The 16,479-nt window shown below is 71.7% G+C and carries 17 protein-coding genes and 1 pseudogene; 7 read left to right on the forward strand and 11 right to left on the reverse strand.

Features of this window, described 5'->3' with window-relative positions; genetic code table 11:
• Positions 1–26 precede the first annotated feature (26 nt).
• Together ACGF8B_RS19490 and ACGF8B_RS19495 are read right to left on the reverse strand one after the other, a co-directional pair.
• Positions 27–713 carry a response regulator gene (locus ACGF8B_RS19490; protein ID WP_392739879.1) on the reverse strand — a complete coding sequence of 229 codons (687 nt, stop codon included), beginning with the start codon at positions 711–713 and terminating at the stop codon, positions 27–29.
• Positions 714–906: 193 nt separating this feature from the next.
• A complete protein-coding gene (locus ACGF8B_RS19495; protein ID WP_392739881.1) occupies positions 907–2,334 on the reverse strand; it encodes a sensor histidine kinase in 1,428 nt (475 codons plus the stop codon).
• Between the two features lie 168 nt (positions 2,335–2,502).
• Here ACGF8B_RS19495 and ACGF8B_RS19500 point away from each other — a divergent pair, with 168 nt between their 5' ends.
• A complete protein-coding gene (locus ACGF8B_RS19500) occupies positions 2,503–3,324 on the forward strand; it encodes an SDR family NAD(P)-dependent oxidoreductase (RefSeq protein WP_392739883.1) in 822 nt (273 codons plus the stop codon).
• A 96-nt stretch (positions 3,325–3,420) separates the two neighbouring features.
• Here ACGF8B_RS19500 and ACGF8B_RS19505 read toward each other — a convergent pair whose 3' ends face one another.
• Together ACGF8B_RS19505 and ACGF8B_RS19510 are read right to left on the reverse strand one after the other, a co-directional pair.
• Positions 3,421–4,269 carry an enoyl-CoA hydratase/isomerase family protein gene (locus tag ACGF8B_RS19505; protein WP_392739884.1) on the reverse strand — a complete coding sequence of 283 codons (849 nt, stop codon included), beginning with the start codon at positions 4,267–4,269 and terminating at the stop codon, positions 3,421–3,423.
• Between the two features lie 259 nt (positions 4,270–4,528).
• A complete protein-coding gene (locus tag ACGF8B_RS19510; protein WP_392739886.1) occupies positions 4,529–6,760 on the reverse strand; it encodes an acetate--CoA ligase family protein in 2,232 nt (743 codons plus the stop codon).
• A gap of 238 nt (positions 6,761–6,998) precedes the next feature.
• On the opposite strand from ACGF8B_RS19510, the gene ACGF8B_RS19515 reads away from it, so the two are divergent.
• Entirely contained in the window at positions 6,999–8,351 is a 1,353-nt protein-coding gene (locus ACGF8B_RS19515; protein WP_392739887.1) for a hypothetical protein, read from the forward strand.
• An 80-nt stretch (positions 8,352–8,431) separates the two neighbouring features.
• On the opposite strand, the gene ACGF8B_RS19520 is transcribed toward ACGF8B_RS19515, so the two are convergent.
• Genes ACGF8B_RS19520 through ACGF8B_RS19530 form a run of 3 tightly spaced genes read right to left on the reverse strand, consistent with a single transcriptional unit; the run spans position 8,432 to position 9,767 of the window.
• Positions 8,432–8,641: a DUF397 domain-containing protein gene (locus ACGF8B_RS19520; protein ID WP_392739889.1), complete on the reverse strand. Its 210-nt coding sequence runs from the start codon at positions 8,639–8,641 to the stop codon at positions 8,432–8,434.
• 41 nt (positions 8,642–8,682) lie between these two features.
• Positions 8,683–8,892 (reverse strand): DUF397 domain-containing protein, encoded by a 210-nt coding sequence (locus ACGF8B_RS19525; protein ID WP_392739891.1) that lies wholly within the window; start codon positions 8,890–8,892, stop codon positions 8,683–8,685.
• Positions 8,889–9,767: a helix-turn-helix domain-containing protein gene (locus tag ACGF8B_RS19530; protein ID WP_392739893.1), complete on the reverse strand. Its 879-nt coding sequence runs from the start codon at positions 9,765–9,767 to the stop codon at positions 8,889–8,891. The genes ACGF8B_RS19525 and ACGF8B_RS19530 overlap by 4 nt, the downstream gene beginning before the upstream one ends.
• A gap of 165 nt (positions 9,768–9,932) precedes the next feature.
• On the opposite strand from ACGF8B_RS19530, the pseudogene ACGF8B_RS19535 reads away from it, so the two are divergent.
• Positions 9,933–10,148 (forward strand): annotated as a pseudogene (locus ACGF8B_RS19535) (ATP-binding protein); the annotation flags it as partial.
• Positions 10,149–10,551: 403 nt separating this feature from the next.
• Here ACGF8B_RS19535 and ACGF8B_RS19540 read toward each other — a convergent pair.
• The gene (locus tag ACGF8B_RS19540; protein WP_392739895.1) at positions 10,552–10,773 is read right to left on the reverse strand and encodes a hypothetical protein; all 222 of its coding nucleotides are present in this window, start codon (positions 10,771–10,773) and stop codon (positions 10,552–10,554) included.
• Between the two features lie 415 nt (positions 10,774–11,188).
• Here ACGF8B_RS19540 and ACGF8B_RS19545 point away from each other — a divergent pair, with 415 nt between their 5' ends.
• The gene (locus ACGF8B_RS19545) at positions 11,189–11,647 is read left to right on the forward strand and encodes a Uma2 family endonuclease (RefSeq protein WP_392740144.1); all 459 of its coding nucleotides are present in this window, start codon (positions 11,189–11,191) and stop codon (positions 11,645–11,647) included.
• Positions 11,648–11,685: 38 nt separating this feature from the next.
• Here the strand turns inward: ACGF8B_RS19545 and ACGF8B_RS19550 are convergent, their stop codons facing one another.
• Positions 11,686–12,873: a flavin-containing monooxygenase gene (locus ACGF8B_RS19550; RefSeq protein WP_392739897.1), complete on the reverse strand. Its 1,188-nt coding sequence runs from the start codon at positions 12,871–12,873 to the stop codon at positions 11,686–11,688.
• Positions 12,874–13,131: 258 nt separating this feature from the next.
• Between ACGF8B_RS19550 and ACGF8B_RS19555 the strand changes: the two genes are divergently transcribed.
• The 3 genes from ACGF8B_RS19555 to ACGF8B_RS19565 all read left to right on the forward strand — a co-directional run bounded on the left by ACGF8B_RS19555 (position 13,132) and on the right by ACGF8B_RS19565 (position 14,864).
• Positions 13,132–13,584 (forward strand): DoxX family protein, encoded by a 453-nt coding sequence (locus ACGF8B_RS19555; protein WP_392739899.1) that lies wholly within the window; start codon positions 13,132–13,134, stop codon positions 13,582–13,584.
• The gene (locus tag ACGF8B_RS19560) at positions 13,581–14,018 is read left to right on the forward strand and encodes a Zn-ribbon domain-containing OB-fold protein (RefSeq protein ID WP_392739900.1); all 438 of its coding nucleotides are present in this window, start codon (positions 13,581–13,583) and stop codon (positions 14,016–14,018) included. Before ACGF8B_RS19555 ends, ACGF8B_RS19560 begins: the two co-directional genes overlap by 4 nt.
• Positions 14,019–14,318: 300 nt before the next feature.
• Complete coding sequence (locus tag ACGF8B_RS19565; protein ID WP_392739902.1) at positions 14,319–14,864, forward strand: hypothetical protein; 546 nt, start codon at positions 14,319–14,321, stop codon at positions 14,862–14,864.
• Positions 14,865–15,230: 366 nt separating this feature from the next.
• Here the strand turns inward: ACGF8B_RS19565 and ACGF8B_RS19570 are convergent, their stop codons facing one another.
• Together ACGF8B_RS19570 and ACGF8B_RS19575 are read right to left on the reverse strand one after the other, a co-directional pair.
• Entirely contained in the window at positions 15,231–15,824 is a 594-nt protein-coding gene (locus ACGF8B_RS19570) for a DUF1707 domain-containing protein (RefSeq protein ID WP_392739904.1), read from the reverse strand.
• A 69-nt stretch (positions 15,825–15,893) separates the two neighbouring features.
• A complete protein-coding gene (locus tag ACGF8B_RS19575) occupies positions 15,894–16,478 on the reverse strand; it encodes a hypothetical protein (protein ID WP_392739906.1) in 585 nt (194 codons plus the stop codon).
• Position 16,479: the final 1 nt, after the last annotated feature.

Genomic DNA, 16,479 nt, shown 5'->3' on the forward strand with positions numbered 1-16,479 from the left:
TCCTGCCGCTCGCCCGGCGTGCGGCGTCAGCGATCGGGCGGCGGCTGCGCGGGCGCGACGATTCCGGCCTCGTGGGCGACGACGGCCGCTGCGGCCCGGTTGTCGACGCCCAGCCGGGCCAGGATGGAGCTCACGTGCGCCTTGACCGTCCCTTCCACCAGGTGCAGCCGCCGGGCGATCTGACCGTTGGACAGCCCGCTGCCGAGGAAGGCCAGTACGTCGCGTTCCCGGCCGGTGAGCGCACCGACCCGTTCCCGGGCGGCGGCGCGGCGCCCGGCCAGGGCACCCGCGCCCGTCGCCGAGAGGTGGGCGACGACCCGGGCCGCGACCTTCGGTGACAGATAGGCGGCCCCGTCGGCCACCGCGCGGACCCCCGCGATCAGTTCCTCGGGCTCGCCCGACTTGATCAGGAATCCGGCGGCGCCGCCTCCCAGCGCCTGGAGGATGTAGTCGTCCTCCCCGAAGGTCGTGAGCATCACGACCCCCGTCCCCGGCACGGTGCGCCGGATCTCGGCCGCCGCCTCGATCCCGTTCGTCCCGGGCATCCGGATGTCGAGCACGGCGACGGCCGGGCGGTGGCGGCGCACCAGCTCCACCGCGTCGCGACCGTCGGCGGCCTCGGCGACGACGTCGATGTCCGGATCGGTGGACAGCACGGCGCGCACCCCCGCGCGGATCATCGGCTCGTCGTCCGCGATCAGTACCCGGATCACCGCCCGACCGCCTCCCCGGGGCGGGCGGCACCCGCGTCAGCGCCCGGGGGACCGCTCGGCCTCATGGGGGCAGTGCCCGGGAGACTGTCCGGCCTTATGGGGGCAGTGCCCGGGAGACTGTCCGGCCTTGCGGGGGCAGTGCCCGGGGGACCGCTCGGCCTCATGGCGTCAACACCCGGGAGACCGTCCGGCCTCATGGCGTCAACGCCTCCTTGGACATCAGCCGGCCGTCCCGGAAACAGAGCCGGTAGGCGTCCCCGGACCGGTCGTCGAAGCGGTCCGCGGTCATCGCGTAGTACCCGCATGTGATGCCCTCTCCCCTCGGTTCCCCGGCCACCGGCCGCTGTGTGGTCTCGCGGTCGGGCAGCAGCCGCCCGACGCTCTCCCGATCCTGGCCCACCCGCAGCCTGGCGTAGTCACCCGGGTCCAGCACGGACAGCCGGGCCGAGCGGATGTCCCAGGCCATCAGCGCCGCGCTCAGCAACGCCCAGGCCACCAGGGGCAGTACGACCGCGACGGCCAGCGCCCGGCGGACCCGGCTGCGGGCGTGCCGGTGTTCCGGGGGCAGCGCCGGGGGAACGGCCCGGGGGACGGCGGGCCCCCGGTGGACCAGCGCGGCGGGTGCGGCGTGCGGGATCCGTGCGGTGACCGCGAAGCCGCCCCCGTACGGACCGTGCGTGAACTCGCCGCCGGTCAGCCGTACCCGTTCGTCGAGCCCGATCAGTCCACGCCCGGTGCCCGGAACGCCCTCGGCGCGGGTCGGCGCGGGCGCGGGCCCGTTCGCCACCCGGACCGCCGTCTCCCCGGCCGCATGCGTCACGCGCACGTCCACCCGCGCCCCCGGCGCGTGCTTGGCCGCGTTGGTCAGGGCCTCCCGGACCACCCGGTGGGCGGCCCGCGCGGCCGCCGGGGAGACGGCGCCGGCCTCCCCCTCGACCCGCAGGGCGACCGGGAGCCCGGCGGCCGCGGCCTCCTCGACCAGCCGGGCGACACCGGTGCCGGACGGCTGTGACGCGTCCTCGCCCGCCTCCTCGCGCAGCAGGCCGATCACCTCGCCGAGCCGCTCCACCGAGGCGGCCGCCCGGGCCCGGATCTCCCCGGCCGCGGCCCGGTGCGCCTCGTCGAGACCGGGGGCCAGTTTGAGGGCCCCGGCCGACAGGGCGATGAGGCTGAGGTCGTGCCCGAGTACGTCGTGCATGTCCTGGGCGATCCTGGCCCGTTCACGGGACCGCGCCTGCTCGGCGACGAGCCGTTGTTCGCGCTCCAGCCGGGCCGCCCGCTCCCAGCCGGCCCGGACGAGTTCCTGGTACTGGCGCCAGAAGCGCCCCGCGAACCACGGCAGCATCGCGGCCACCGCCACCACCGCGACGAACCGTCCCGCCATCAGCAGCCAGGAAGGCACCAGGGCCACCGCCACCACGCCACCGGCCAGCACCGCCACCAGCACCAGGACCGTGGGCCCGGTCCTCCCGGGCTCCCGCCCCGCGAAGAACGCCGCCACGGCGGCGGGCAGCGCCCACCACATGCTGACCGCGCTCAGCCCGACACAGACCGCCGCCCCGACCGTCAGCAGATTCCCCGGTGCGACGAGCGCCCGCCGCACCGCACCGCTCGTCCTCACTCGCTCCGCCTCTCCACCCGGACGACCGTACGCAGCCGGACCGCCGCCCCGACACTGCCGAAAGTCACCCTTTCAATTGCCTGGCGCGGGGCGGGCGGGAGCGGCTAGGCTCCATGGCGAGACGGAGCGTCCCGTCTCGTCACCGTACTCACGAAGGAGCGGCATCCCGTGCCGAGCACCAGAACCTGGTTCATCACCGGCGCCTCCCGTGGCCTGGGGCGCGCTTTCGCGGAGGCCGCGCTGTCCGCCGGGGACCGGGTGGTGGCGGCCGCCCGGGACGTCGGCCCGCTCGCCGGTCTCACGGAGGAGTACCCGGACCGGCTCCTCGCGCTGCCCCTCGACGTCTCCGACCGCCGGGCCGTGTTCGAGACCGTGGAACGCGCGGCGGCGGCCTTCGGCGGCCTCGACATCGTGGTCAACAACGCCGGCGGTCTGCTGTACGGCATGGTGGAGGAGGCCACCGAGAAACAGATCCGGGACCACCTCGACGTCAACTTCTTCGGCGCGGTCTGGGTCGCCCAGGCCGTACTTCCCCACCTGCGTGCGCACGGCTCCGGGCGCCTGCTCCAGGTCACGTCGATGGGCAGTGGCGGCGGCATGGCCACCGTCGGCTTCTACGCGGCGGGCAAGGCGGCGCTCGACTCGGTCAGCGAGGCGCTGGCGATGGAGGTCGAGCAGTTCGGCATCAAGGTCACCATCGTCCAGATGGGCGGCTACGCCACGGGTCTGTTCACCTCCGGCACCACGGCGACCGCACCCGACCCCGCCTACGCCGAACTGCGCACCCGGCTGGAGGAGATGTGGGGCGACGACCTCGGCCCCGACCCGGGCGAGGCGGCCCCCGCGATCATGGAACTGGTCACCCTGCCCGACCCGCCGCGGCGCCTGATCCTCGGCGCCCGGTCGTACGACATCGTCCAGGAGATGGGCCGCGACCGCGCGGAGCAGTACCGGGCCTGGGAGTCCCTCAGCCGCATGGCGCCGGGCTGACGGCGCCGGACGGCGACCGCACCCGGTTGCGGGCCGCCACTCCGAGTCGTCGGACCGGCTGAGCGGGAGGAGGCACCGGATGACCGGTGCGCCCGACTAGACCCCCCGGTACTTCGGCGCCCGCCGCTCGACGAAGCTCGCCACGCCCTCGTTGGCGTCCTGCGTGGTCATGTTGATCTCCTGGGCCATGGCCTCGGCGGCGAACGCCGTCGCCCGGTCGGCGTCCATCGACGCGTTGACGAGCTGCTTGGTGAGGGCGATCGACCGGGTCGGCCCCTCGGCCAGCCGCTGGGCCCACGCCCGTGCCGTCGCCGCCAGCTCCCCGTCCGGGACGACCCGGTTGACCAGCCCCAGACGTTCCGCCTCCGCCGCCGGGAGCGAGTCGCCGAAGAACATCAGCTCCTTGGCGCGCTGCGGGCCGATCAGCCGGGGCAGCAGATACGCGCCGCCGCCGTCGGGCACGAGGCCGCGGCGTACGAACACCTCGATGAACTTCGCCGACTCGGCGGCCAGCACCAGATCGCAGGCGAACGCGAGATGGGCGCCGATGCCGGCCGCGGTGCCGTTGACCGCCGCGACGACGGGCTTCTCGCAGTCCAGGACCGCGGCGATCAGACGCTGTGCGCCGAGCCGGATCGTACGGGCCACATCGCCGGGCACCCGCTCGCCGGTCGCCGGGGCGCCGCGCAGATCGGCGCCCGCGCAGAAGCCCCGGCCGGTGGCGGTGAGCACGACGGCCCGGACCGCCGGGTCGGCGGAGGCCTCGGCGAGCAGGTCGATGACGCGCTCCCGCTGCTCCCAGGTGACGGCGTTCATCGCCTCGGGGCGGTTGAGCGTGATCCAGGAGACGCCGTTGTCAGTGGCGTGGAGTACCAATGAACGGAGCGGGTCGGCGGGCTCGGGCGGTTCGGTGGACTCGGTGATGTCTTCGGGGGAGGACGGCATGGGGCAGCTCCTGGGTGGGCGCGGTGGTGGCGGCACTGGCGGTGGTGGCAGCGGTCGTGGTGGCAACGGTCGTGGTGGCGGACGGTTCGGACGCTGGTACGGACGACGGCTCGGGCGGTGGTTCAGGTGGTCGGGGGCCCGGCGGTCAGCGGCAGACGGCGAGTGCGTCCAGCGCCACCGCCGACGGCTCGGGCGGTGGCGCGAGCGGTGGCTCGGACGACGGCTCGGGCGGTGGTTCAGGTGGTCGGGGGCCCGGCGGTCAGCGGCAGACGGCGAGTGCGTCCAGCGCCACCGCGCCCTGCCCCCGCCCGAGCACCATCAGCGGGTTGATGTCCAGCTCGGCGAGGTCGTCGCCCAGCTCCAGCGCCATCCGCTGCACCCGCAGCACGACCTCGACCAGCGCGTCCACATCCACCGGCGGACCGCCGCGCACGCCCTCCAGCAGGGCCCGGCCGCGCAGTTCGCCCAGCATCGAGCGCGCCTGGTCCTCGCCGAACGGCGGCACCCGCACCGCCGCGTCGTGCAGCACCTCGACGAGTACGCCCCCGAGCCCGACCGTCACCGTCGGCCCGAAGAGCGCGTCCTGAGTGACGCCGACCATCATCTCGACGCCCCGCTCGACCATCTGGCAGACCAGGATCCCGTCCAGCTCGACGCCCTCGAACCGCGCGATGTCGGTCAGTTCGCGGTACGCGTCCCGCACCTGGCTCGCGGAGGTGAGCCCGACCTTGACCAGGCCCAGTTCGGTCTTGTGGGCGAGCCGGGCGCCCGACGCCTTCATGACGACCGGATAGCCGACCAGGGCCGCCGCCCGGACGGACGCCGCGGCGCTGGTCACCAACTGCTCGCGCGGCACCCGGATCCCGTACGCCCGCAGCAGCTGCTTCGCCGCGTGCTCGCTCAGCTGCTGACCCGGGCGCATCAGCGCCTGCGCCTTGCGGAACGAGGGCGAGGGCGTGCGCGGCGCCTCGTCGAAGGGAGAGCGGTAGGAAGCGGCGAACCGGTGGTGGTCGAGGTAGGCCCTCACGGCGGTGATGCAGTTGCCGAAGGTACGGAAGGTGGCGACGCGGGACGAGCCGAGCAGCGTCGTGCGGTACGCCTCCTCCGTACCGACGGGCGAGCCCCACACCACGCACACCAGTTTGTCCGTGCTCTCCGCCGCGTCCACCAGGTCCTGCGCGAGCCTGTCGCTCATCGGCGGGAAGGGGCCGGTGATCGGACAGATCAGCACCCCGACGCCGGGGTCGGCGAGGATCGCGTCGATGATCTTCCGGCCGCGCCAGTCGCCGACCGGGTGACCACCGTTGTCGACCGGGTTCGCCACGTTCAGATAGTCCGGGATCCACTCGTGCAGTTCACGCTGCTTCGCCTCGGACAGGGTGGGCAGGTTCAGCCCCGCGCCGGTCGCCAGGTCCGAGAAGTGCGCGCCCGTGCCGCCCGAGATCGAATACACCACGACCCCCTCGGCCTGCGGCTTCCGGGCCCGCGCGAGCAGCGCCGCGGTGTCCTGGAGTTCGTCGAGCCCGTCCACCCGGATCACACCGAACTGCCGCATCGCCGCGTCCACCACCTGGTCGGCGCCGGTCAGCTTGCCGGTGTGTGACGCGGCCATCCTGGCTCCCGTCTCGGTACGTCCCACCTTGACCGCCACCACCGGAACGCCGGCCCGCGCCGCCCGGTCCGCGGCCAGCAGGAAGGAGCGCCCGTCCTTGAGCCCCTCCACGTAGCAGGCGATGGCCCCGACCTCGGGGCGCTGCGAGAAGTACGAGATGAAGTCGGCGGTCTCCAGATCCGCCTCGTTGCCCGTGGGCGCCCAGTGCGAGAGCCGCACGCCCAGTTCCTGAAGGGTGTAGACGGGGCGGCCCTGGTGACCGGACTGGGTGATCAGCGCGATGGCCGGCCCGTCCAGATCGTCCCGGAACTCCTCGAAGGCGTTGAGATTGGTGTTCGGCCCGAGCAGCCGCAGCCCGGACCGCTCCACCGCGGCGGCCAGCCGCGCCTGGGCGGCGGCCCCCGCCTCGCCGGTCTCGGCGAACCCGGAGGCGAAGGCGACGGCGAACCTCACCTTGGCCTGCGCGAGTTCCTCGATCACCGGGAGCGGATCGCCGACCAGCAGTACGGCCAGATCGACCTGCTCCGGCAGCTGTGCGACGGAAGGAGAACAGGCCAGCCCGAACACGGACTTCCTGGTGGGATGCACGGGATACAGCCGCGCCCCGACCCGCTCGGCCCAGCGGATCAGCTGCCGGGTGATGCCGGTGTTGGGCCGTCCCTCGGTGTCGGACGCGCCGATGACGGCCACGGACCCGGGCCGGAAGAACCGGTCCAGATCCGGCACGGCCGCGTACAACGGCCGGCCGCTGACGTCCAGCACGCCTTCCGTGGCGGCGGCGACCGTCATGCTGTGGACGGCGGCGTGCGGCTCCTCGCCGCAGGCCACCACCCTGGCGCGGAAGTCGGTGGTGAGGGTGCCATGAGTCGATCCAAGCATCGTTCCGCCCACTCCTGCTCGGGGTCCGTCGGGTGATCGTGCCCGGCCAGCTCCCAAAAGCTGACGCCCTGTCAGGTTACTGAACTGACGGCGCGTCAGGAATGGGTGTGCAGGCAAAGCCTGAGAGCGCGGGGCGGCGGCCGGAGCCGTACAACCTCCGAGTGATCTTGAACGTCCAACGGTCGGGCCGGACACACCGGCCGTCGCCCGCCATTCGTGGCCCACCCCTGGGAGAAACATGAGACCCGTCTCAGCCCGGCACACCGTGCGTCTCGGTGTCCGTGCCGCCGCAGCCGCCGGACTGCTGACCGCCGGCCTCGCGGTCCCCGCGTTCGCCGGGGAGCAGACCGATCAGCTCTGGATACAGGCACCGAGCGAGCAGAAGCTGATCCCCGGCAGCACGTCGGAGGGCAGCCCGCTGGACATCGGGCTCTACCACGACAACGACAACTTCGCCGTCACCGACGGCCGGCTCTCGGTCGACATCTCCGGCATCGCCGGGGTGGCCGATGTGACCTGGCCCGACAACTGCGCCCCGACCGGGACCACGGCCGTCTGCACCGTCCCCGAGGTGCCCGTCATCGGTGACGCCTACAGCTCCCAGGTCCACCTCACGGTCCGCGCCGCCGACGGCGCCGCGACCGGGGCCCAGGGGCGGATCACCTACGCCGCCGTGGCCACCGGCGGCCCCGACGGCACGCTGGAGGCCCCGCACGACTCGTTCGACACCACGGTCTCGGTCGGTTCGGGCCCCGATCTGTCCCTCGGCGAGATCGCCCCGGTCAAGAACCTCCAGCCGGGCGCCGTCCGGACCGTGCCGTTCGCGGTGACCAACAAGGGCAGCGAGCGGTCCGAGGGCCTCACCGCCACCTTCACCGCTTCGTACGGGCTGGACATCCTCACCAAGTACCCCGAGTGCACCTACAAGACGCTCGGCGACGGCTACGCCCCGATGTCCCAGGCCACCTGCTCCTTCGACCAGGTCATCGAGCCGGGCGACGCCTTCACCCTGCCGTCGCCGCTACGGGTCGCCCTCGCCGCGCACGCGTACGCCGAACGCCTCGACATCAGCGTCGAGCCCGGCAGCGGAGCCACGGACCTCTCGGACGAGGACAACTACACGATCGCCGCCTTCGGCGCGGTGAACACGGCGGACTTCGCGGCCCGGGGCGCCCAGGTCACGGGCGGCGTCGGCGAGACCGTCACCGCCGCAATCGGCTTCCGCAACAACGGCCCGGCCTGGATCGGCAACCTCGGCTCCGGCGACCCGGTCGCGGCCGTCGACTTCACTGTCCCCGACGGCGCCACCGTCACCTCCGCCCCCGCCGACTGCGAGCCGCGCACCCTGAGCGGCGGCCACTACCCGCAGCGGACCGGCGCCCCGCGGTACAGCTGCGAAATGCCGTACTGGGCCTTGGAGGACACGACGCGCTCGCTCCCCTTCCAGCTGCGCATCGACCGACTGGTCCCCGACGCGACCGGCCGCGTCATGCTCACCACCGGTGGCTCCAGCCCCGCGACCTTCCCATTCGACCCGCAGCCGGCCAACAACACGGCCCAGCTCGTGCTGAACGCCACGCCCACAGCCTGACCCACGTCCCCCTCAACACGAGCGCGGGACGCGACCGGTCCTCCCGGCCGCGCCCCGCGCGGGTCAGCCACCGACGCCCGTCAGTTCGTGGACGCGTAGTTCACGAAGTCCGCCCATGCCGTGGGTGTGACGGCGAGCCGGGGGCCGGGCACGTTCTTCGAATCGCGGACGTGGACCGTGCCCGGGGTGGTTGCGACCTCGACGCAGTCGTTTCCGTCGCCGCTGCTGCTGTAGCTGCTCTTGAACCACTTCAGCTCGGGAGTGACTGAGGCGGAAGGCTTGTGGATCATGTCTCTCCCAGCGCTTGCGTCGCGGGTGCGGACGATGTCGGTCAGTTCGTGGACGTGTAGTTCACGAAGTCCGCCCATGCCGTGGGTGTGACGGCGATTCGGGGGCCGGGCGCGTTCTTCGAGTCGCGGACGTGGATCGTGCCCGGGGTGGTTGCGACCTCGACGCAGTCACTGGGGTTGCTGCTGTCGCTGTAGGTGCTCTTGAACCACTCCAGCTCGGGGCCATCCCCGGCGGATTGCTCGTGGATCATGTTTCTCCCAGCACTCGCTCGATGAAGGCCAGTGACTCCTCTGGCGAGAGAGCCCGAGCCCGGATGATGCCATGCCGCAACTCAAGAATACGGAGCTGTCGCGGGTTGGAAACCGGGCGGCCCGCGAACTCGTCGTCGGTCCGTCCGATCGCCGAACCGTCAGCGAACTTCAGGACCTGAATGCGTCCGCCCGTTCCTGGGTGGTCCCATTGAGATGTCGGCATCACCTGGATCTCCACGGAGGGCAACCTGCCGACCTTGAGCAGGTTTTCGAGCTGCTGGCGCCACACCGCCAGACCTCCGGTCGGGCGGCGCAGCGATGTCTCCTCCTGTACGAAGCTGAGGTCCGGAGCGGGCTCCCGTTCGAAGATCGATTGCCGCGCCATGCGCGCGGCCACTGCTCGCTCCAACTCATCCCGGGACAGCATGGGGCGCCGAGTGCCGAGCAATGCCCGGGCGTATTCCTCGGTCTGCAACAAACCGTGCAGGTTTTGGCTTCCGTACGACGCGAGCTCCACTGCTCGGGATTCCAGCTTGGCCAGTGCCCGGATCTTCTTCGGGTACCGGACCTCCGCCACGTCCTGCTTCATCGCAGAGAGCTTCCCGCCGGCCCCCAGTACCCTGTCCGCTCTGTCCAGGAGCTCCGGCCGGGGGATGCGACGGCCGCTCTCCACCTTGTAGACCAGGTCCTCCCCGTACCCGATCGCCGTACCGAACTCGCAGGCCCGCAGGCCCGCCGACTCCCGCCATGCCTTGAGCTGGCGGCCCACTGCGGCGAGCACGGCCAAGCCCGACTCGTCGTCGGGGTCCACGTCCCAGCCGGACTCGTCCGCTCCGTCGTCAGTGCGTTCCGTACCGGCCCCATCCACGCTCATCCGTGCCCCATTTCCGCTGTGCGCGCCGTTCTCTTCCTCAACCCCTTCTGTCCCCGGCCCGTCACCCCGGACAGCCAGGACAGCGCTGGACAAGCCCCGGACAGTTACCGTACGCAAGGGCTTTGTCACTGTTCACGGTATGCGGGCCCGGCCACGCTGAGTGACGTGAATCGAGAAATCGCTCGACCTCAACCGGCCGCCCCCACACGCGCGTTCACCGTGCTGCTCTCGCCCACGCGCCGGGGCGCCCGCCTTGCCCGGCTGCTGGCCACGGCGCATCTGGGGGACTGGGGGATCGCCTGCGAATCGGCCGCGCACATCGTCGCCGAACCGGCCGCGAACGCCACGGTCCACGGACGAGTGGCCGGGCGGGACTTCCGGTCTGGGTGAGCTCGACCTTGCACGGTGAGCGGCCGCACCGGATCGTGACAGCCGCGACCCGGTGGACCGCGATCCGGTGAACGACGACGCGGGGGACCGCGACGTGGTCGTGCGCGACGTCAAAAGATGTAAGAACCGGGGAGAAAAACCCTTCCCAACCCAACCCCACCCCGCCCCGTCGCACCCCCGTCGCACCCCACTCCACGCCCGTCACTCACACGGGTGAGCTTCTCCAACTCGGCTGGAAGTGAGGCCGGTTGTCCGGCATATGCTCGCCACACAACCCCAGACGCGCGACGGCCCTCGCCAGGACGGCAATCCTGAAACGAGGGCCTGACCAACAAGGAAGAAGCAGAGCTTCCTGATGGATACCCCGCAGATTAGCGCGCCCTCGCGCGCCCCGTCATCCGGTGTCGTACACATCGACGCCCGGCACACCGGCCGCTTCACGGTCGTGGGCAACCACCTCACCCAGCACCGCGAGCTGTCCCTCGTCGCGATCGGACTCGCCGCCCACATCCAGTCGCTGCCCGACGGCGCCAGGATCGGCATCAAGCACCTCGCCGACCGCTTCCCGGAGAGCGAGGCCCGGATCGCCGCCGCCCTGCGCGAACTGGAGGCCCACGGCTACCTGAAGCGCACCCGGGAGCGACTGCCCAGCGGCAGGGTCGTCACCCGCACGGTCTCGTACAACCAGCCCCTCACCGTTACGAGGGCCGCCGCAGCGCCGCAGGCGCAGCCGCAGCCGCAGACCCGGCCGACGCCGGAGTCCGGGCCGCGACCAGGGCCCGTCCGCCCGGTCCCCGCGCCCCAGCCGGAAACGGTCACGCCCGCCCCCGAGCCCTCGGCTCCCACGCCCCGCCCGGAAGCGGTCACGCCCGCCCCGGCCCCCGCGCCGCCGCGCCCTCCGCTTCCCCGCCCGCAGGCTCACGACCTCGACCGGCATCGCGTGGCCGTCGAACTCCTCGCGGACCTTCGGCGCCACGAATCCCGGCTGCTGCGGAAAGTTCGAGATCACCAAAGAAGGGATCGTGCACGACATGAGGGCGCCCGCCGGACTCCACGAACTGACGGCACTCCGTCTTCGGAAGCGCCTGGAGAAGGCGATGCCGGAAGAACTGGCAGCTCACACCGGGACCCCTGATGTGGAGGACGTACCTCAGGGCATCATGCGCCACCCCGACATCATGGTGATCGCCGAGGCCGACATGGAGGGACAAGGGTCCTTCGACCCCCGTGCTCTCATCGCCGCTGTCGAAGTGGTCTCCCAGTCCAATCCGGACAACGACTGGGTGAGCAAGCTGCGGGACTACCCACTGCTCGGTGTCCCCGTCTACGCGATCTTCGACCCCCGTACGGGCACGGGCGCCGTCCTCTCCGAGATCCACGCGACGCCGGACGGACCGAGGTACGCGATCCGCAAGGACTTCGTGTACGGCGAGGACGTCACCATCGGCGAGTGGACGATCTCGACCGACGGGCTGCCGCTGTACGCCTGAGCCCACGGGCGGAACCGGCAGCCCCGCCCCGCGCGGGCTCAGTGCCTGCGTGCCGCCTTCTTGGCGATCCTGCGGGCGTCCAGGGCCAGTTCGCGCAGCATGCCGCTGATCGGGTTGGTGAAGCCGGTGAAGTACAGGCCGGGGGCCTGCTTGGGGGTGCGGGCACCGTGGACGACCGGGCGGCCCCGGGCGTCCAGTACGCCGAGATGGCCGACCAGGCCCTCCAGGGCGCGCCGGTAGCCGGTCGCCGCGATCACCGCGTCCGGGGTGATCCGCTCGCCGTCGGCCAGTACCACCGCGTCCCCGTCGAACGACTCGACGGCCGCCACCGGTACCACCCGGCCGCCCTTCACCGCGTCGATCAGCCCCACGTCCTGCACCGGGATCGCGCCGTCCTTGACCCGTGAGTACAGCCCGGTGTCCGGGCGGGGGAGGCCCTGCGCGGCGAGGTCGGGCACGGCGGCCCTGGCCATCAGACGCCCGGCCCGGTCGACCAGCCGGACCGGCAGCCTGCGGACCAGGATGCCGGTCAGCTGCGCGGGCCAGCCCGCCGTGGAGCGGCGCACGATGTGCGGCACGGTGCGCACGGCGATCCGTACCCGGGACGCCCCGCCCTCGACCAGGTCCACGGCGAGCTCCGCGCCCGTGTTGCCGATGCCGACGACCAGGACGTCCCTGCCCGCGTACGGGGCGGGGTTGCGGTAGTCGCAGGCGTGCACCAGATCGCCGGTGAAGGTGTCGAGACCGGGCCAGTCGGGGACGCGCGGGGTGTGGTTGAAGCCGGTGGCGACGACGACCGCCCGGCCGGTCAGCACCCGGCCGCCGGTCGCGGTCAGCTGCCAGTCCTCGCCGTCCGGGGCGCGGTCGATCCGGGACACCTCGACCCCCGTCACCACCTCCAGCTCATGGTGCTCGGCGTACTTGTCCAGATAGCGCACCACATCGTCCCTGGACACCCAGCGCCCGAACCGGCGCGGCATCGCGAGCCCCGGCAGCGCGGACCGGCTCCGGGTCGTGTGGAGGTGCAGCCGGTCGTAGTGACGGCGCCAGGACGCGCCCACGTTCCCGGACTTCTCCAGCACGACCGCCCGTACGCCCAGCTCGCGCAGGGCCGCTGCGGCGGCGAGACCGCCCGGCCCGCCGCCGATGACGTAGACGGGACGGTCCTCGGTGAGGTCGGTGGGGGCCGATATGGGGATACCGGCGGTAAGTGCGCTGTCGGACATGGTTCGGAGCGTAATCGCGCACCCGGTTGATGGGTCTCGGTCAAGACCGGAATCGATTGCGAATCGATCACGGGTGCGCGCCTTCTGTCCGCTCCTGGCTCATCTCCCTTCGTTTATTTCCCTTCGTTCGTCTCTTTCCATCCGTCTTCCTTCGCCCATCTCCGGCGCACTCCGTGCGCGCCCCTTGCGCGAGTTGCCCGCCATCAGGTGAACTGACGTACCGTCAGATTCAGTGAACGGGCGGCCACGGGAGGCCTCATGCAGACGATCTGGCTCGGTGGAGCCGAGTGGCTCGCCGTCCTCCGGATAGGCCTCGGCCTGTGGTGGCTGGAGAGCTGGCGACACAAGGACAAGAAGGGCTGGTTCGAGCGCGGCACGGGCATCGCCTGGGCCTCGGACGTCGCGAGCAAGCACCGCTGGCCGGTCGTACGCACCGGCTTCCAGAAAATCGTCGCGCCGCGCCCCAAGGCCATGGCGTACCTCGTCGTGTACGCCGAACTCGCCCTGGGGCTCGGCCTGATCACCGGATTCCTCACGCCCGTCGCGCTCGTCGCCGGGCTGCTGCTCAATCTGCTCTACCTCGTGCTGATGATCCACGACTGGGCCGAGCAGGGGCAGAACGCGATGATGGCGCTCATCTCGCTCGTCGCGCTGTTCGCGATGTCCTGGCAGACCTGGTCCCTCGACAAAGCGATCGGACTCTTCCTGTGACCTCGCCCGCCGTACGTTTCGACCGCCCCGAACCCGACGCCTTCACCCGCCCGTACTGGGACGCCGCCGCCCGGGGGCAGTTGCTGCTGCGCCGCTGCCGCGACTGCGGGCGTGCGCACCACTACCCGCGCGAGTTCTGCCCGCACTGCTGGAGCGAGGACGTCGTCTGGGAGCGGGCGAGCGGGGACGCCACGCTCTACACCTGGTCCGTCGTCCACCGCAACGACCTGCCGCCGTTCGGTGCCCGCGTCCCGTACGTCGCCGCCGTGGTCGACCTGGCGGAGGGGCCACGGATGATGACGGAGGTCGAGGGGTGCGAGGAGTCCGCGCTCGCCATCGGCATGGCGCTGCGGGTGGCTTTCCGGCAGGAGGAGGGGGAGGAGGCCGTTCCGGTCTTCCGTCCCGGGGACTTTACGGAAAGTGCGCACGGCTGATCAGCTTCCCGGCCATGATGTTCGTTGGGCTGGGGGTGTCCGGTGGATCACGGCCGGGGTTGCGGTGCCCGGTCCGCCCCCCCCATCCGCCGAACATCCCTGTGTGTGATGCCGGAGCGACCGCGAGCCGGATGGTTAATCGCGCCAACAGCCTGGGCTGCTGCCGCCGGGAAGGAGCTGTCCATGAGTGGATCAAGTCCTGCGGGGCCGGAGCCCTCGCCCGCTCCTCCGCCGCCTGGCAACCCGCCGTCGCCCAGTCCCGTACCTCCTGCCAGAAGCCGCATCATCGAATGGGCAACCATGCTCTCGGCACTGACAGGCGTGGCGGGGCTTCTACTGGGATTCCTCGGTCTTCCCGTGGTGTTCAACTCGCCGACCGCGAGAGCGCCGATTCCGCAACCGACCGTCACCGTCACCGCCACCGCCACCGCGCCCCAAGCGCCGGCTGACAACGGGCCCCCGCCGGCTTCCGGCGATCCCTCCCCGTCGACGGAGCCCGTCACCAAGAACGGCATCCGCATGCCTGACCGGTTCAACCTCTTGCTCTCGGACAACCCGATCAAGCTGCATGAAGGCTACGGCGGAGACCTCTCCTACTACCTCCAAACAGGGCTGACCTCCAAACAGGGGAAGCTCGTCCGCCTGGACCCGGGAGCGGACGGAAGCCGGGCAGAGTGTGAATCGGACACGCGGTATACCGACGCCGTGGACGACGCTCAATTGACCAAGGGATCCAAGGTGTGCGTGCTCAGCAATGATCACGTGGCACTCGTGACGATCCGGGCGGCCCCGGAGGAGCGGGACGGGAGCTATTTCGTAACCTTCGACATCATTGTCTGGCAGTGAGAATCTGGCAGCGGCGGGGAACACCGGCGGCTCCGACGACCGCCGGCTCCGACGACCGCCGGCCCGATAGGCCCCGTTGACGGTCTTGTCCTCCAGCCCGACAGACCCCCGTCGTAGCAGTAGTCGGAGCGCAGGGTGTTCGCCGTGCTGACGCCGATCCTCTCGACCCCCGGCTCCACGCTGCGTTCGAACCCTATGAGGCCGTACGCCCCCTGGGAGCGCCGGAAGGCACGGTCCGCCATCTTCTCGGGTGTGACCCGGGGGAATGTCCGTGGACCCGGCCAAGGCCCATACGGCCAGGGCGATCAGGGCGATGACGGGTACGGTCACCTGGCCGGGGCCAGGGCCAGGGCCGGGTACGCGTACTCAGGACTCGATGCCGCGCAGCTTGCGGCGTTCGCGGAAGTTCGGGTGGCGTACGAGCACGCCGCCCATGCCGCAGGAGCCGGACAGCCGCAGGGTCGGGGCGCCCGGTGTCCGTTCCTCCGTGGTCTTGTCCTTCAGGCCGCCGAGGCCCCGGTCCACGCTGTCGCTCTCCACGGTCCAGCCCTCAGGGACCACGATCTTCACCCCGGCCATCTCGCCGCGCACCTCCAGATCGATCACGCGCAGCCGGCACTCGGCGCGGGTGAAGTCGATCCGGACGCCGCCGATGCCGCCCTGGGCACGGATCACCGGGGGCACCTTCCAGACGCCCGCGCGGGTCATGCCGTGCAGGCCGCCCTTGAGGACCAGCGGTTGACCCCCACCCTTGGCCACCTCGATCGGGACCAGATCCTCGGTGAGGGGCGCCAGTTCGGCGTAGGTCTTGGCGGACAGCGCCTGCCCGAGCCGGGTGTCCAGCTCGTCCATGTCGATGCGACCCTCGGCCGCCGCCTCGCGCAACTGCTCGACCACCGCCTCGCGATCGGCATCCGAAGCGCGCATACGGGCGGCGGAACGGGCGGGCTCTGCAGTCATGGAAATGATGATACGGGCGGGGGCCGCGCCGGGCTCCCCACCGTTTCCCCGCCGCCCGCCCCGGCTGCCTCACAGCCCCGGCGCCCCCCACACCGGGAACCACCGGGACAGGTCCTTCTCCACCCGCAGGTCGTCCCCGAGCACCGCTCTGACCTGCAACTCCAGCTGGTTGTCCCGCTTCTCGACGCCGCCGGGCAGGGGTGCGAACGGGTAGAACGTGCCGCGCTTGTAGAGGTAGACCAGAGCCAGCGGACGGTCCCGCGCATCGCGGAAGCCGATCAGGGAGCAGAGCAGGTGCGGCCCGAACCCGCCGTCCTGGAGCAGGGTGTTGACCGCGTGCAGATCGTTGACCAGGGCAGCGGTGTCCTCGGCCGGGCGGCGGGAGAGCAGCCAGGTGTAGCCGTACGCGTCCTGGCTGAACTCCACCGGGATGCCGCCGCGGCCGGTGTCGGCGTCGAGCAGTTCCCGTACGTCCTGCTGGATGCGGGCGAAGGTGCCGCCCTCGACCCCCGCGAAACAGACCGAGCCGAGACCGGTCGGGGTGAAGCCCGCGCCCGCCTGGAGGGTGAGGGCGGCCGAGGGTACGGCGAAGAGCTGGTCGAGGTCGGGGCGGACCGGTTTGCTGCGGCCGAGGATGGTGTCGAGAAGGCCCATG

The sequence above is a fragment of the Streptomyces sp. NPDC047917 genome (assembly GCF_043204345.1).
Classification (GTDB): domain Bacteria; phylum Actinomycetota; class Actinomycetes; order Streptomycetales; family Streptomycetaceae; genus Streptomyces; species Streptomyces sanglieri.

Coding starts and splice junctions, on each gene's coding strand:
- ACGF8B_RS19505 (WP_392739884.1), bottom strand. CDS start 4,269: ATGCCGTCCTCCCCCGAAGACATCACCGAGTCCACCGAACCGCCCGAG.
- ACGF8B_RS19510 (WP_392739886.1), bottom strand. CDS start 6,760: ATGCTTGGATCGACTCATGGCACCCTCACCACCGACTTCCGCGCCAGG.
- ACGF8B_RS19515 (WP_392739887.1), top strand. CDS start 6,999: ATGAGACCCGTCTCAGCCCGGCACACCGTGCGTCTCGGTGTCCGTGCC.
- ACGF8B_RS19520 (WP_392739889.1), bottom strand. CDS start 8,641: ATGATCCACAAGCCTTCCGCCTCAGTCACTCCCGAGCTGAAGTGGTTC.
- ACGF8B_RS19525 (WP_392739891.1), bottom strand. CDS start 8,892: ATGATCCACGAGCAATCCGCCGGGGATGGCCCCGAGCTGGAGTGGTTC.
- ACGF8B_RS19530 (WP_392739893.1), bottom strand. CDS start 9,767: ATGAGCGTGGATGGGGCCGGTACGGAACGCACTGACGACGGAGCGGAC.
- ACGF8B_RS19545 (WP_392740144.1), top strand. CDS start 11,189: ATGAGGGCGCCCGCCGGACTCCACGAACTGACGGCACTCCGTCTTCGG.
- ACGF8B_RS19550 (WP_392739897.1), bottom strand. CDS start 12,873: ATGTCCGACAGCGCACTTACCGCCGGTATCCCCATATCGGCCCCCACC.
- ACGF8B_RS19555 (WP_392739899.1), top strand. CDS start 13,132: ATGCAGACGATCTGGCTCGGTGGAGCCGAGTGGCTCGCCGTCCTCCGG.
- ACGF8B_RS19565 (WP_392739902.1), top strand. CDS start 14,319: ATGCTCTCGGCACTGACAGGCGTGGCGGGGCTTCTACTGGGATTCCTC.
- ACGF8B_RS19570 (WP_392739904.1), bottom strand. CDS start 15,824: ATGACTGCAGAGCCCGCCCGTTCCGCCGCCCGTATGCGCGCTTCGGAT.
- ACGF8B_RS19575 (WP_392739906.1), bottom strand. CDS start 16,478: ATGGGCCTTCTCGACACCATCCTCGGCCGCAGCAAACCGGTCCGCCCC.